The sequence below is a fragment of the Streptomyces sp. NPDC012474 genome (assembly GCF_042955185.1).
GTDB classification, from domain to species: domain Bacteria; phylum Actinomycetota; class Actinomycetes; order Streptomycetales; family Streptomycetaceae; genus Streptomyces; species Streptomyces cahuitamycinicus.
The window spans coordinates 183,479-197,078 of record NZ_JBIBEP010000014.1; the positions used below are offsets into that span (position 1 = coordinate 183,479).

13 protein-coding genes are annotated in these 13,600 nt (G+C 71.1%); 6 read left to right on the forward strand and 7 right to left on the reverse strand.

Features of this window, described 5'->3' with window-relative positions:
* The 3 genes from ACFY9S_RS27925 (at position 1) to ACFY9S_RS27935 (ending at position 4,311) form a co-directional block, all read left to right on the forward strand.
* Positions 1 to 924 (forward strand): ABC transporter permease subunit, encoded by a 924-nt coding sequence (locus ACFY9S_RS27925; protein WP_391133226.1) that lies wholly within the window; start codon positions 1 to 3, stop codon positions 922 to 924.
* Complete coding sequence (locus ACFY9S_RS27930) at positions 921 to 1,745, forward strand: ABC transporter permease subunit (protein ID WP_391133228.1); 825 nt, start codon at positions 921 to 923, stop codon at positions 1,743 to 1,745. Before ACFY9S_RS27925 ends, ACFY9S_RS27930 begins: the two co-directional genes overlap by 4 nt.
* Before the next feature lie 100 nt (positions 1,746 to 1,845).
* A complete protein-coding gene (locus ACFY9S_RS27935) occupies positions 1,846 to 4,311 on the forward strand; it encodes a carbohydrate-binding protein (RefSeq protein WP_391133231.1) in 2,466 nt (821 codons plus the stop codon).
* Between the two features lie 179 nt (positions 4,312 to 4,490).
* On the opposite strand, the gene ACFY9S_RS27940 is transcribed toward ACFY9S_RS27935, so the two are convergent.
* Positions 4,491 to 5,459: a M48 family metalloprotease gene (locus ACFY9S_RS27940; RefSeq protein ID WP_391133233.1), complete on the reverse strand. Its 969-nt coding sequence runs from the start codon at positions 5,457 to 5,459 to the stop codon at positions 4,491 to 4,493.
* 6 nt (positions 5,460 to 5,465) lie between these two features.
* A complete protein-coding gene (locus tag ACFY9S_RS27945) occupies positions 5,466 to 5,852 on the reverse strand; it encodes a BlaI/MecI/CopY family transcriptional regulator (RefSeq protein ID WP_062925342.1) in 387 nt (128 codons plus the stop codon).
* A gap of 145 nt (positions 5,853 to 5,997) precedes the next feature.
* Between ACFY9S_RS27945 and ACFY9S_RS27950 the strand changes: the two genes are divergently transcribed.
* The 3 genes from ACFY9S_RS27950 to ACFY9S_RS27960 all read left to right on the forward strand — a co-directional run bounded on the left by ACFY9S_RS27950 (position 5,998) and on the right by ACFY9S_RS27960 (position 7,557).
* The gene (locus ACFY9S_RS27950) at positions 5,998 to 6,573 is read left to right on the forward strand and encodes a TerD family protein (RefSeq protein ID WP_107457539.1); all 576 of its coding nucleotides are present in this window, start codon (positions 5,998 to 6,000) and stop codon (positions 6,571 to 6,573) included.
* Between the two features lie 79 nt (positions 6,574 to 6,652).
* Positions 6,653 to 7,318 (forward strand): hypothetical protein, encoded by a 666-nt coding sequence (locus tag ACFY9S_RS27955; protein WP_391133238.1) that lies wholly within the window; start codon positions 6,653 to 6,655, stop codon positions 7,316 to 7,318.
* The gene (locus ACFY9S_RS27960) at positions 7,306 to 7,557 is read left to right on the forward strand and encodes a twin-arginine translocase TatA/TatE family subunit (protein WP_391133241.1); all 252 of its coding nucleotides are present in this window, start codon (positions 7,306 to 7,308) and stop codon (positions 7,555 to 7,557) included. Before ACFY9S_RS27955 ends, ACFY9S_RS27960 begins: the two co-directional genes overlap by 13 nt.
* Before the next feature lie 12 nt (positions 7,558 to 7,569).
* On the opposite strand, the gene htpG is transcribed toward ACFY9S_RS27960, so the two are convergent.
* The 5 genes from htpG to ACFY9S_RS27985 form a co-directional block, all read right to left on the reverse strand.
* Positions 7,570 to 9,468 (reverse strand): molecular chaperone HtpG, encoded by a 1,899-nt coding sequence (gene htpG, locus ACFY9S_RS27965; protein ID WP_391133244.1) that lies wholly within the window; start codon positions 9,466 to 9,468, stop codon positions 7,570 to 7,572.
* Positions 9,469 to 9,551: 83 nt separating this feature from the next.
* Positions 9,552 to 10,289 (reverse strand): class F sortase, encoded by a 738-nt coding sequence (locus ACFY9S_RS27970; protein WP_391133247.1) that lies wholly within the window; start codon positions 10,287 to 10,289, stop codon positions 9,552 to 9,554.
* 116 nt (positions 10,290 to 10,405) lie between these two features.
* Complete coding sequence (locus ACFY9S_RS27975) at positions 10,406 to 11,179, reverse strand: hypothetical protein (protein WP_391133250.1); 774 nt, start codon at positions 11,177 to 11,179, stop codon at positions 10,406 to 10,408.
* A 195-nt stretch (positions 11,180 to 11,374) separates the two neighbouring features.
* Positions 11,375 to 11,662 carry a DUF3040 domain-containing protein gene (locus ACFY9S_RS27980; RefSeq protein ID WP_391133253.1) on the reverse strand — a complete coding sequence of 96 codons (288 nt, stop codon included), beginning with the start codon at positions 11,660 to 11,662 and terminating at the stop codon, positions 11,375 to 11,377.
* Between the two features lie 448 nt (positions 11,663 to 12,110).
* Positions 12,111 to 13,376 (reverse strand): cation:proton antiporter, encoded by a 1,266-nt coding sequence (locus ACFY9S_RS27985; protein ID WP_391133257.1) that lies wholly within the window; start codon positions 13,374 to 13,376, stop codon positions 12,111 to 12,113.
* Between the last annotated feature and the right edge of the window lie 224 nt (positions 13,377 to 13,600).

Below are 13,600 nucleotides of genomic sequence, written 5' to 3' on the forward strand. Positions count from 1 at the left end.
ATGGCGGACACGGTCGTACGGACACGCAAGCAGCCCTCGACAGCCGGCACACCCAAGAGCGTGGGACGGCTTCCGCGCGCCGCGGTGCACCACCCGTGGTGGTTCGCGCTCCCCGCGATCGCCGTCCTCGCGGGGTTCTTCCTGGTGCCCAACCTGCTCAACTTCTACTACCCGTTCACCAATTGGTCGTCGTACCACGCGGACATCGCCTTCACGGGCCTGGACAACTTCAGGACCATCGCCGACGACGGTTCGCTGCTGCGCGCTATCCGCACGACGCTGCTGTACGCACTGCTGGCGGCGGTGTTCCAGAACGGTTTCGGGCTGGTGCTGGCGCTGCTGCTGGAGGACGACAGCCGCTTCAACCGGTTCTTCCGGGCCGTCTTCTTCCTGCCGGTGCTGATCTCGGCCCTCGCGACGGGATACGTCTTCCAGGCGCTCCTCGACCAGGACGGAGCCGTCAACTCCCTGCTGGGCACCGACATCCCGTGGCTGGGTTCGCCGACCTGGACGCTGGTGATCGTCACCCTGATCCACGGCTGGAAGTGGATGGGCCTGGCCATGCTGATCTATTTGGCGGGGCTGAAGGGCATCCCGGACGACATGCTCGAAGCCGCCCGGATCGACGGCGCCGGGCCGTGGCGGACGTTCTGGTCGGTGCGCTGGCCGATGCTCGCGCCGGCCGTCACCTTCAACGTCACCACGGCGCTGATCGGTTCGATGAACACCTTCGACATCGTGCAGGCCACGACCGGCGGCGGGCCCGCGGCCTCCACCGAGGTCTTCAACATCTACATGTTCCGGATCTTCGGGCAGGGCCTGTACGCCCAGGCCTCCGCGATGAGTCTCGTGCTCTTCCTGGTCGTGGTCGCCGTGGCGATTCCGCTGGTCGTGGGACTCCGGCGAAGGGAGCAGATGCTGTGACCCCGCTGTGGCGCTACGGCCGTCCCACCCTGGTCCTGCTGCTGGCCGGGCTGGCCGTGGGCGTGCCGCTGTGGCTGGTCGCCGTCACCTCGGCCAAGCCGCAGGCGGAGGCGATCGAACCGAACCTGGACCTGCCCCGGCACTGGCAGCCCGCCGCCAACTACGCGGACGCCGTCGCCGAGGGCGAGATGCTGCGCGGCTTCCTCAACTCCCTGCTGGTCGTGGTGCCTTCCGTGATCCTGGTGCTGATCCTGGGCGCGGGCGCCGCCTGGGTCTTCGCGCGCCGCAAGTCGAAGCTGGTGTCGGCGGCGTACGCGCTGTGCATCAGCGGGCTGCTGCTGCCGCCCGCCGTCATCACCATCGTGATGGAGCTGCGCCAACTGGGCCTGGCCGGATCCCGGCCCGGCATGATCGCCGTCTACACCGGCATGTACCTGTCGACGTCGATCTTCTTCATGACCGGCTTCATCCGCGCCATCCCCACGGAACTGGAGGAGGCGGCCCGGATGGACGGGGCGACGCCGTCGCGGATCTTCTGGCGGATCGTCCTGCCCCTGCTCCGGCCGGTCATCGCCACGGCGACGATCATGGTGATGCTCTACGCCTGGAGCGATGTCTTCTACGCGTTCTTCGTCCTCGGCGGCGGAGACCGGGCGACCCTGCCGCTCAACCTCTACCAGGTCGCCAGCGCCCAGCTCTACCTCAACAACTGGCATCTCGTCTTCGCGTACGTCGTGGTGATGAGCCTGCCCATGGTCGCCGTGTTCCTCGTCGGCCAGCGAAGGATCGTGTCCGGAATCACCAGTGGAGCCGTGAAGTGACTGGAGGTCCAGCAGCGTGATCACCCCCACCCGCACGAGAGCCGGTACGAGGTCCCGTACCAGAACCGCCCTGATCGCAGCACTACTTGGAGCAGCCGCCATGGCAGCCACCCTCCCCGCGGCCGGTCCCGCCGCCGCAGCCGACCCACAACGCCTCACCGTCGACCTCGACGCCTCCGAGGGCCCGGTGATGCTCGGCGCCAACGGCTCCCTCTACGGCCTCAGCGACGAGGGCGTACCGAGCGACGCCGTGATGGAGCCCCTGAAGATCACCAGCATCTCGCAGAAGCCGGAGGGTGGCGCCCAGCACCCCAACGGCGACGCACTCACGGTCTCCAAGTCGTTCTTCCGCACCGGCGGCGGCGAGATCAACGTGATGATGCAGGACGTCTACGCCAAGTGGCCGTACGAGGACCTCGGCATCGACGACTATCTCCCCAAGGTCGACAAGATCGTCAAGGAGGTCTCGGCCGACCCGAACAGCGACCGCTTCGTCTACATCCCCTTCAACGAGCCCGACCAGATCTGGTACAAGCTCGACGTCCAGGACCAGGCCCAGTACGAGAAGAACCGCGACCGGTTCTTCAAGGACTGGAAGACGGTGTACCAGCGGATCCGCGCGATCGACCCGGACGCCCGTATCGCCGGTCCCAACGAAGCCGCCTATCACACGCGCCTGTTGAAGGACTTCCTCGCCTTCACCAAGCGGGAGGACGTCGTGCCCCAGGTGATGACCTGGCACGAGCTCGGCTCCGGCTCCCTGCGCGACTTCCAGGCGCACTACGACGACTACCGCACGCTGGAGCGCGAGGCGGGCATCGCCCCCCTGAAGATCAACATCGACGAGTACGCCAACCGCCGGGACCTGTCCGTGCCCGGGCAGCTCGTGCAGTGGGTGTCGATGTTCGAGCGCAACAAGGTGTTCGCCAACATGGCGTACTGGGACGCGGCCGGCAATCTCAGCGGCCATGTGGTGCGCTCCAACATCCCCAACGGCGGCTGGTGGCTGTTCCGCTGGTACGCGGGCATGACCGGGAACACCGTGAAGGTGACGCCGCCGCAGCCGAACACCGTCGACACCCTCCAGGGTCTCGCCTCCCTGGACAGCTCCCGCCGCCAGGCCCAGGTGCTGCTCGGAGGCGCGGACGGCGACTCGGACGTGGTCGTGAAGAACGTCCCCCGCTCGGTGTTCGGCCGTACGGTCACCGCGACGGTCGCCGAGGCCGCCTGGTCGGGATACGAGGGGCAGCACGCGGCCCCGCGGGTCCTGGCGCGCACCAAGGTGAAGGTCGCGGCCGACGGTTCGGCGACGGTCCCGCTGCGCGGCCTGCACAAGATGTCGGCGTACCGGATCGTCCTGACCCCCGGCGGCTCGGGCACCCCGGCCGCCTCCCCCGTCCCCTGGTCGGCGTCGTACGAGGCCGAGGACGCGGCCATTACCGACGGCAAGGTCTACACGCAGGGCACGGTCCAGAACGCCAACGGCTACGCGGCCTCCGGCACCAAGGACGTCGGCTCGCTCAACCAGCCGGGGAGCAGGGTCGCGTTCACCGTGGACGTGCCGGAGGACGGCGCGTACGACCTCGCGATCCTGTACGGCAACCAGTCCGGCGGTCCCGCCACACAGAAGCTGACCGTCGACGGCGCCGCCCCGGTGACGGTCGCCTACCCCTCGACCGAGAACTGGACCTACCGCGCCAAGAAGGACGTCCGCATCCGACTTGCGGCGGGCAAGCACCAGTTGGTGCTGTCCAAGGGTGACGCCGAGGTCACGCTCGACCGGATCGACCTGACACGCGACACCGGCGCGGCCTCCGCGTCGTACGAGGCCACCCTGGCGGACATCAGCGGCAAGCCGTCGTACGACTACTCGTCCTCGGCCGGCGTGGGTACGGGGGCCCTCGTTCTGCGCTCGGGCGACAAGGCCGTCTTCGACGTCTACGCCCCGCGCGACGGCTACTACACGGTGACCCCGCGGACCTCGGCGGCGGTGCGGCTCGCCCTGCACGGCGAGAAGGTCACGGCGGCGCCCGGCCGCCCGCTGCGGCTGTATCTCGTCGCGGGCAACAACCGCGTCGCGCTGACGTCGGGCCAGGCCGCCGTCCGCTCCCTCGACGTCTCCGGCGCCGGCTCGGCCGCCGGCACCCTCTCCTACGAGGGGGCCTCGGCCACGCTCGCGGGTGGCGCCAAGCTCGTGGACAGCCCGCACGCGTCCGCGGGCTCGTACATCGGCTGGCTCGGCAACAGCGCCTCCAGCACCGCCGAGTTCACGGTGACCGCACCGAGGTCCGGCCGCTACATGCTGGTCGTCCACTACGCCCACAACGACCGCCGGGACAACGGCCACGCCTACAACACGGACATCATGTCCCGTACGGCGGACATCGAGGTCGGGGGCGCCGCGCCGCAGAAGGTCACGTTCAAGAACACCTGGAGCTGGGACGACTACTGGACGGTCGGTGTCCCGGTCGATCTGTCGAAGGGCGCGAACAAGGTGACGTTCGGCAACGCCGCCGCCTGGGCGCCGAACATCGACCGGATCGAGCTGGGCCGGGTCGTGGGCTGAGCCGTGCGGTGACGGACGCGGTCGCGGAGGAGTGAGGAACGGCCCTGCGCGACCGGCGCACCCTCACGCACCTGACACGCAACCGCTGACAGCACGTCAGTGGGCCTGGTGCCGCAGTCCGCCGTGGAGGCGGGCTGCGGCACTGTCGCGCCGCTCGGCGCGTGCGCGTCGGAGGGTCGTCAGAGCGGCGTCGCAGCGTGGAGGATGAGCACCATCGTCACCGCCGAGTTCGCGGACGACATCGCCGAGACGGCCGTCCCGGCGGCCGCGCCCCACGCCGCCGCTCCGACCGCCGTGAACGCCGGCGGCCAGTGGCGCACCGCGGGGGCCGGGCCGAGCAGCGCCGCCACCCGGCGCGGCACCGGTCCGGGAGCCGCGAGTCCCGCGAGGGTGGGCAGCGGGGTACCCCGCGAGACGAGCGCGGCCGTGCCGATCGCCCTCGCCACCGTGCGACGGCTGCCGATCACCCGGGCCGCCTCCTCGTCCGCCCACCGCTCCGCCGTGTACGCCACGGCGGTACGCAGCGGCCGCAGGAAGGGGTTGGCGCGGGCCGCGAGCCGCACGGCGAGCAGGTACCGGTCGTGCCGTGCGGCGAGGTGCGCCCGCTCATGGGCGAACAGGGCCCGGCGCTCGGCCGGCCGGAGCCGGTCCAGCAGGGCCGTGGTCACCACGACACGGCCACGTCCGGTGCCGGCACGCGACACCCCACCGCCCCGGCGGCCCCCGGGCGGCAACGCGTACGCGTAGGGCAGGGGGTCGGGCAGCACCGCGACCTCCGTCTCCCGCAGCCCGGCCAGAGCACGATGCGCCTGACGGCGTACCCGCCCGTGCCGCCGCACCGTCCGGACACACGCGACGACGACCGCGCACAGTGCGGGAATGGCGGCCTTGCCCACGACCTCGTCGTACGGCACCGCCGCCCGTACCTCGGGGTCGGACCAGCCGTCCGGCAGCGGGTTGCCGGGCAGTTGCGCGGTGCCGACCACCATCACCAGCGCCAGGCACACCGTGCTGCACAGGGCCAGCACCACGGCCAGCACCGTCAGCAGCCGGGTCGCTGTGCGCGGATGCAGATGCTGTTCGGCGAGGCGGGCGACCGGCCAGGCGGTGAGCGGCAGGATCAGTGGCAGAAAGACGAAGACCCCCATGAGGCTTCAGTCTTCCCCTTCGCTCTGGGCCTGATCCAGCAGGTCGCGCAGCAGCCGCTCCTCGTCCGGGCCGAGGCCGGTGACGAAGCTGGCCAGCACGGCTCCGCGGTCGCTCTCGGCGTCCAGCACCTTGCGCATCTTGCGGGCGGCCAGGCCCGCCTGGTCCGAGGCCGGTGTCCAGGCGAAGGACCGGCCGACCCGCTCCCGGGTGACCGCGCCCTTGCCCAGCAGCCGGGTCAGGATGGTGATCACCGTCGTGTACGCCAGGTCACCGCCGAGGCGTTCCTGCACCCAGCCGGCCGTGGCCGGGCCGTCCGCCTCCCGCAGCGCCGACAGCACCAGCGCCTCCAGCTCGCCCTGTCCCCGCCGGGGACGCTGCCCGGGACCCGTCACCACCCTGCCTCGCTCTCGCCGCCCTGCGTTGCGCTTACGGACATCGTATAGATCCGCCGGGCCGATCCCGCCTCCTTCTACATTACTGTAGATTCAAGAGTGGCATCCGCACCGCACACGTCAAGCGCTCAAGAAGGAGTACCCCGTGGGAGTTTCCCTGTCCAAGGGCGGCAACGTCTCGCTCAGCAAGGAGGCGCCCGGCCTGACCGCCGTCCTGGTCGGCCTGGGCTGGGACGTACGCACGACCACCGGCACCGACTACGACCTCGACGCCTCCGCCCTGCTCCTGGACGCCTCCGGCAAGGTCCCCTCGGACCAGCACTTCGTCTTCTACAACAACCTCAAGAGCCCGGACGGTTCGGTCGAGCACACCGGCGACAACCTCACCGGTGAGGGCGAGGGCGACGACGAGTCCGTCAAGGTGAACCTCGCCGCCGTGCCGGCCGAGATCGACAAGATCGTCTTCCCGGTGTCCATCCACGACGCCGAGAACCGCGGTCAGAGCTTCGGGCAGGTCCGCAACGCCTTCATCCGGGTCGTCAACCAGGCGGGCGGCCAGGAGATCGCCCGCTACGACCTGTCGGAGGACGCCTCGACCGAGACCGCGATGGTCTTCGGCGAGCTCTACCGGCACGGCGCCGAGTGGAAGTTCCGTGCGGTCGGCCAGGGCTACGCCTCGGGCCTCGCCGGTATCGCCGCCGACTTCGGCGTCAACGTCTGACATGAACCGAACGCGCCGCCGGGCCCGACCTCGTGTGGCCGGGCCCGGCGCCCGCATCAGCAACCGACCGGGAGACCATGTGGCCGACCCGTCCTCCCTCCGCCCGGACGACCGCGCGGACTTCGAAGCCGTACTGCACCACGCGCTGAGCACCGCCGACATCCGTGGCGCCCTGGGCGCCGACCCGGCCGGCCGGGCGGCAGCGCACCTGCGCGCCCACGCGCTCGCCCGCGCCGACGACATCGCGGCGGCGGCCGAAGGGCCGTACCGCTCCTACCTCGCCGTGCGCAGGGCCGCCCGGCACGAGAGGCGGGGGCCGCTGGGCACGGGCAGTCCGCTGCCGGCCCTCGCGGTGCTCACACCGCTCGTGGCGGGCACGTCCGCCGCGGCACTGCTCCTGACCGGCGGCCTGCTGCACCTCGCCGACGCCCTCGGCCCGCTGCCCGGATCGCTCGTCGCGGCCGGCCGGACCCTGGCGCTCGTGGCGGCCGTGACCGGCCTCGGAACCCTGGCCGCCCTGCTGTACACGGCCCCGCGGCGGCGCGGCGTGCCCCCGGCCGCCGACCAGGTGGAGCACGCCCGGCTGGTGTGGCGGCAGGAGCTGCTCGACCGCGGGATGCTGCCGCACCTGCGCCGGCATCTGCTTCCGCATTCCGGTACGGCGATCACACCGTGCTCCCCGCCCGATACGCTCACGCCGTGCCCGGCCCGGGCGAGAGAGGACAGGACACCATGTTCGGACTGAGCGAGTTCGCGATCATTCTCATCGTCGTCATAGCCGTCATCGGGATGAAGAAGCTCCCCGAGCTGACGCGCTCGGCCGGCAAGGCGGCCCGCATCCTCAAGGCCGAGGCCCGCGCGGCGAAGGACGAGGAGGCCGGAACGGCCCCCGCGACGCGGGTGGTCCAGGGCGAGATCGTCCCGCCCGGCACCGGCACGACCCCGCCCGGTGCCCGGGCGGCGGGCGCCCCGGACCACCCCTGATCCGTCCCGTGACTACAGCGTGCGCTCCAGGCGGTCGGCCACGAGCCTGACGAAGCGCGCCGGGTCCTTGGGCTGGCCGCCCTCCGCGAGCACCGCCAGGGCGTGGAGCAGCTCGGCGGACTCGGTGAGCTCCGCGCGGTCCTCGCTCGCCCGGTAGGCCTCGTGCAGGCCCTTCACCAGCGGGTGGCCGGGGTTGAGCTCCAGGATCCGCTTGGTGCGCGGCACCTCCTGGCCCATCGCCCGGTACATGTTCTCCAGGGCCGGGGTCAGGTCGTGCGCGTCCGAGACGACGCAGGCCGGGGAGACCGTGAGCCGCGTCGAGAGGCGGACCTCCTTGATGTCCTCGTCGAGCTGCTCGCGCATCCAGCCGAGCAGCCCGGCGTACTCCTCGGCCTGCTTCTCGCGCTCCTCGCCGGTCTTCTCCCCGCCCTCGCCGTCGAGGTCGATCTCGCCCTTGGTCACCGACCGCAGCTTCTTGCCCTCGTACTCGCCGACGGCGTCGACCCAGACCTCGTCGACGGCGTCGGTGAGCAGCAGGACCTCGATGCCCTTGTCCCGGAACGCCTCCATGTGCGGGGAGTTCTCGATGCTCTGCCGGGACTCTCCGGTGATGAACCAGATGTCGTCCTGACCGTCCTTCATCCGCTCCACGTACTGCGCGAGCGTCGTCGGCTCGTCGTCGGAGTGCGTGGTCGCGAACGAGGAGACCGCGAGGATCGCGCCGCGGTTCTCGGAGTCGGTGACCAGGCCCTCCTTCAGGGCGGTGCCGAACTCGCGCCAGAACGTGCGGTAGCGGTCGGCGTCCTTGGCGAGGAACTCCTTGACCGTGGACAGCACCTTCTTCGTCAGGCGGCGCTGCATCATCCGGATGTGCCGGTCCTGCTGCAGGATCTCGCGGGAGACGTTGAGCGAGAGGTCCTGCGCGTCCACGACGCCCTTGACGAAGCGGAGGTAGGGCGGCAGCAGCGCCTCGCAGTCGTCCATGATGAAGACGCGCTTCACGTACAGCTGGACGCCGCGCTTGAAGTCCCGCGTGAACAGGTCGTGCGGGGCGTGCGAGGGGACGAAGAGCAGGGCCTGGTACTCGAAGGTGCCCTCGGCCTGGAGCCGGATCGTCTCCAGCGGCTCACGCCAGTCGTGGCTGATGTGCTTGTACAGCTCGTGGTACTCGTCGTCGGACACCTCGTCGCGCGAGCGCGCCCACAGGGCCTTCATGGAGTTCAGCGTCTCGGGCTCGGGAGTGCCCTCACCCTCCTTCGCCTCCGGGACCAGCCGGATCGGCCAGGTGATGAAGTCCGAGTAGCGCTTGACGATCTCCCGGATCGTCCACTCCGCGGTGTAGTCGTGCAGCTGGTTCTCGGGGTCTGCTGGCTTGAGGTGGAGCGTGACGGACGTGCCCTGCGGCGCGTCGTCGACCCTCTCCAGGGTGTACGTGGCCTCGCCGCGCGACGTCCAGCGGGTCCCCTGGCGCTCGCCGGCGCGCCGGGTCACCAGCGTCACCTCGTCCGCCGCCATGAACCCGGAGTAGAAGCCGACACCGAACTGGCCGATGAGCCCCTCGGCCCCGGCCGCGTCCTTGGCCTCCTTCAGCTCCTCCAGGAACGCGGCCGTACCCGAATGGGCGATGGTGCCGATGAGTCGCCCGACCTCGTCGTACGACATGCCGATGCCGTTGTCCCGCACCGTGAGGGTGCGGGCCTCCTTGTCGATGTCGAGCTCGATGTGCAGATCCGACACATCGGCGTCGAGCGAGTCGTCCCGCAGCTTCTCCAGACGCAGCTTGTCGAGCGCGTCGGAAGCGTTGGAGACGAGTTCCCGCAGGAAGACATCCTTGTTCGAGTAGACCGAGTGGATCATCAGCTGGAGCAGCTGACGCGCCTCTACCTGGAACTCAAACGTTTCGGTCGTCATGGTTCGCGAATCCCTCACAGGTCCCACAGTCGCCTGAACTGGATCTCACTCTAAAACACCAAGTCAGGCCGGGGCCCCGGAAGTCAGACGAGACGGGCGAAGACGACCAGGTTCTCGGTGTAGTCCCGGGCCCGGCGGTCGTAGGCACCGGCGCAGGTGATGAGCCGGACCTGGGCGTCCGGGGTGTCGCCGTAGACCCGGTCGCTGGGGAAGGCGTCCTTCTCGAACGACTTTGTGGCGTAGACGACGAAGGTCGCCTTGCCGCCGTCGGCCCGCGCGACCTGGAACCGGTCGCCCTTCCTCAGCGCGCTGAGCCCGGCGAAGACGGCCGGGGAGGTCGCGGTGTCCACGTGCCCCGCGATGATCGCCGTGCCCGGCTCACCGGGGGTGTGCCCCTTGGCGTACCAGCCGACGAGGTTGGTGTCGTGCGACGGCGGGGGCTCCAGCTGACCCGAGCGGTCGAGGGCGAGGTCGGTGAAGGGGGCGTCGACCGAGATCTTGGGGATGAGCAGGCGGACCGGCCGGGACCGCGGCAGATGCGGGCCGGCCCCGGACGCGGCGGACCGGTGCGGCGCGGCGGACGTGGGCGGTGTGTCGGGCTGGTCGGGGACGGCCGGGGTGGCGGTCCCGGCCGGCGGCGCGTGCGGCGGGCCGGCGGCGTCGGACGACCCACCGCGGCCGCCGACCAGGCTCACGGTCAGGACGAGGGCGGCCACCACCCACAGCACCGACACGACGGTGCGCAGCCGCCGCTTCGACGGTTCGGGTTCGGGTTCGGGGCCGGGGCCGGGGCCGGGAAGAGCGGGGGGACTGGCTGCCATCAAGGACCACCTCATTCGGACACGGCAGCGGGCACGGCACGCGGGACGACGAGCCGGGCCGCCGCGACGCGAGGTGCACGTGCGGCGGCCACGGCTGCTGTGACGTCAGGCGTCGGTCACGCGGTGCCGCGCGAGGCCTTCTGGCGTCGCAGCGCGTACAGACCGGTGCCGGCCACCGCCAGCACGGCCATCCCGCCGGCGGTCACGCCCGGCGCGGAGGCCAGCCCGCCGCCACCGGTGTGCATGCCGCCGCGCGGCTTGTCGTGCTTGTCGTGCTTGCCCTCCCAGGAGCCCTTGTCGTGCTCGTCGTGCTTGCCGCTCCAGTCGTCCTCCTTGGAGGCGTCCTGGTCGTGCTTGGCGTTGTCCCAGTCGTCGGAGTTCACCGCGGAAAGGGCTCCGCCACCGGTGTGCATCCCGCCGTGCGGCTTGCCGTGCTTGTCCTTCCAGGAGCCCTTCTCGTGCCCCTTCTCCTTGCCGTGCTCCTCTTCCTTGCCCTCGTGGTCGCCCTTGTCGCCGTCCCACTCGTCGTCCGAGGTCACCGCGGAAAGGGCTCCGCCACCGGTGTGCATCCCGCCGTGCGGCTTGCCGTGCTTGTCCTTCCAGGAGCCCTTCTCGTGCCCCTTCTCCTTGCCGTGCTCCTCTTCCTTGCCCTCGTGGTCGCCCTTGTCGCCGTCCCACTCGTCGTCCGAGGTCACCGCGGAAAGGGCTCCGCCACCGGTGTGAACGCCGCCGCGCGGCTCGTGGTGCTTGCCGTCCTTGTGGTGCTCCTTGCTGTAGGAACTGGAGTCGTTGTCCCAGTCACCCATCGCCTCGGCGTAGGCGGCGGGCGCGGTGATCGCGAGGGCGGCCGTGGCAGTGGCCGTCGCGAGCAGCATGCGGGCAGAGCGCATCGGTGAGTCCTTCCGTCGCGACCCGGGCAGCTGACGCCTCGCCAGCTCACGAGACCCGGTCTCGACGTGAACCACCGTCAGTCACACCGGGCCGTCCCACCATCCGGGGCGTTCACACGGGTTACGACAGCACTCCGACGGCGGCACGTCCCGCCCGTCCGGCCGTCGCCGGAAGGCCCCGGAGACCCTCCCTCGTCAGCGCCGTCCGAATCCCCGGTGCGCCATGCGGGCCGGGTCCGGGTCGGCCAGCTGGGCCGCCATGCCGACGAGGACCAGCCCGCCCGCGATGAGCAGCCCCTGAGCCAGGGCGATGCCGCAGGCCAGCATGGCCACGCCGAGTGCCAGCCCCCACCAGGCGCCGGTACGCCGGTACTCCCGGGGCCGGGCGGGGCGGCCGGATCTCATGGCCCGGGTGAAGCGGGGATCCTCCCGCTCGAGTCGTGCTTCGAGATCGACGAGGCGGTGGTCTTCGGACGGGGGCACGGCTTCTCCTTCCCGGAACCCGAGCGCTTCTGGGCAGGCACGGCCGGGATCATGACAAGTCCTGGGGTGTCGGGCCCTGCGGCGGTGCGGAGGGAGACGGTCCGCCGGTGCGGCCGGTCGGAGCTGTCTCACCAGGGCTTCAGCTTCTCCCTCCTCCAACGGCTTGCGCCATCGGGCCCAAGGCTCATTCTTCCCGGTGGCCGACCCTCATGAACGCCGGTACGACAGGCGGGGTTCGGGGCGGCAACGCGTGCTGCCCCGCTCGTCGGCGCCGGACTCGCCCCGGGCCCCGGCCCCGTGCGGAGGCACCGAGGTCCGCCCACCGCCCAACCTGGCCGTCATCGACGTCGTCATGCCCCGCAGGACGGGTTTCCTGCTCCGGAAGCCCGGCCTGAAGGACCGCCCGCTACGCCGTTTGCACGGGCGGCTGATCGAGCCCTCGGCGCAGCTAGCGCTCGGCCTCGGCGTGCTGGGGAGCGGCGGGTGGGACGACGTGCTCGGGCTCTGGCTCGGTGGCGGTCGCCGGGGCCGTGAGGCGGGGCAGGAAGCCCTGCCCCGCCCGGAGCGCGCGGGCGAGCAGGTGTGCGCGTCCGGCGGCGATGGGGCCGAGGACCGCGAGGACGAGGACGTACCCGGCGATGAACGGGGCGAGCCGGGTGTCGAGTCCGGCGCCCGCGGCCATGGCGGCCAGGATCAGCGCGAACTCACCGCGGGCGACGAGAGTGGTGGCGATCTCGGCGGCGGGCTCGATGCCGTAGCCGTAGACCCGGGCGACGAGGAGACCCGCGAGGACGTTCATGACGAGGGTCAGTGCGGCCGCAGCGGCGACGGGTCCGACGACGGAGACGATGTCGCCGGGGTCGATGGAGAGTCCGAAGGCGAAGAAGAAGATGGCCGCGAAGGCGTCGCGCAGCGGATGGACCAGGTCCCTGATGCGCGGGCCGGAGGGAGTGCCGGCCAGGATCAGGCCGACCATGAACGCGCCGATGGCGTCGGCGACTCCGAGGACCTCGGAGACTCCCGCCACCAGGACGGCCGTGCCGAGGAAGCTGATGACGAGCAGTTCGTTGTCGCGGGTCGCGATGAGCCGCCCGACGAGCTTCGTGCCGTAGCGGGCCGCCGCGGCCAGCAGCAGCAGGAAGCCGAAGGCCTTGGAGCCCTGCGTGATCATGTCGCCGACGCCCTGGGCGCCGCTGATGACCGGCTGGAGGGCTGCCAGGTACAGCGCGAGGAAGATGTCCTCGACCACGATGACGCCCAGGATGAGGCGTGTCTCCGGGCGGCCGATGCGGCCCAGGTCGATGAGGACCTTGGTGACGATGGCGGACGAGGAGATCCCGAGGACACCGGCGAGGACCAGTGCCTCCCGGACGCCCCAGCCCAGGGCGAAGCCGAAGCCCAGCCCCGCGCCGACGTTGAGCAGCAGGTAGATCCCGCCCGCCGTCAGCAGGCGCCGGCCGCCGCTCCTGAGGTCGTCGAGGTGGAACTCCAGGCCCAGGTAGAACAGCAGCAGCACCAGTCCGAGCGCGGAGAGCATCTCGAAGTCGTGTGCGTCCTCGACGATGACGAGGCCGGGGGTGTGGGGCCCGAGCAGGATGCCCGCGAGCATGAACAGCGGGATGGTGGGGAGCCCGATGCGGCCGCCGAGGCGGGCGAGGAGGGCGGCGGCCAGGAAGGCTCCGCCCATGGCGAGAAGGCTGTCAGCGTGTCCCACGGATCACCACCTTCGAGGGCGCGCAGACGGATCGTTTCACCGAGCGGGGATGGATAGGGGCTCCTCCTTCAGGGGCCTTGAGGGGGTGGCGTCGTGCGCCTCTCGGCGCACGCCGGGGCCGCGGCCGTGGCGGCCGGTGCGGCGGTCCGGGCGGTGCCGCCAGCCTCACACGCGCCCCGGTGACGCCGCCATCGGTGCCGGAACCCATCCGCGGGCGGGGAGGA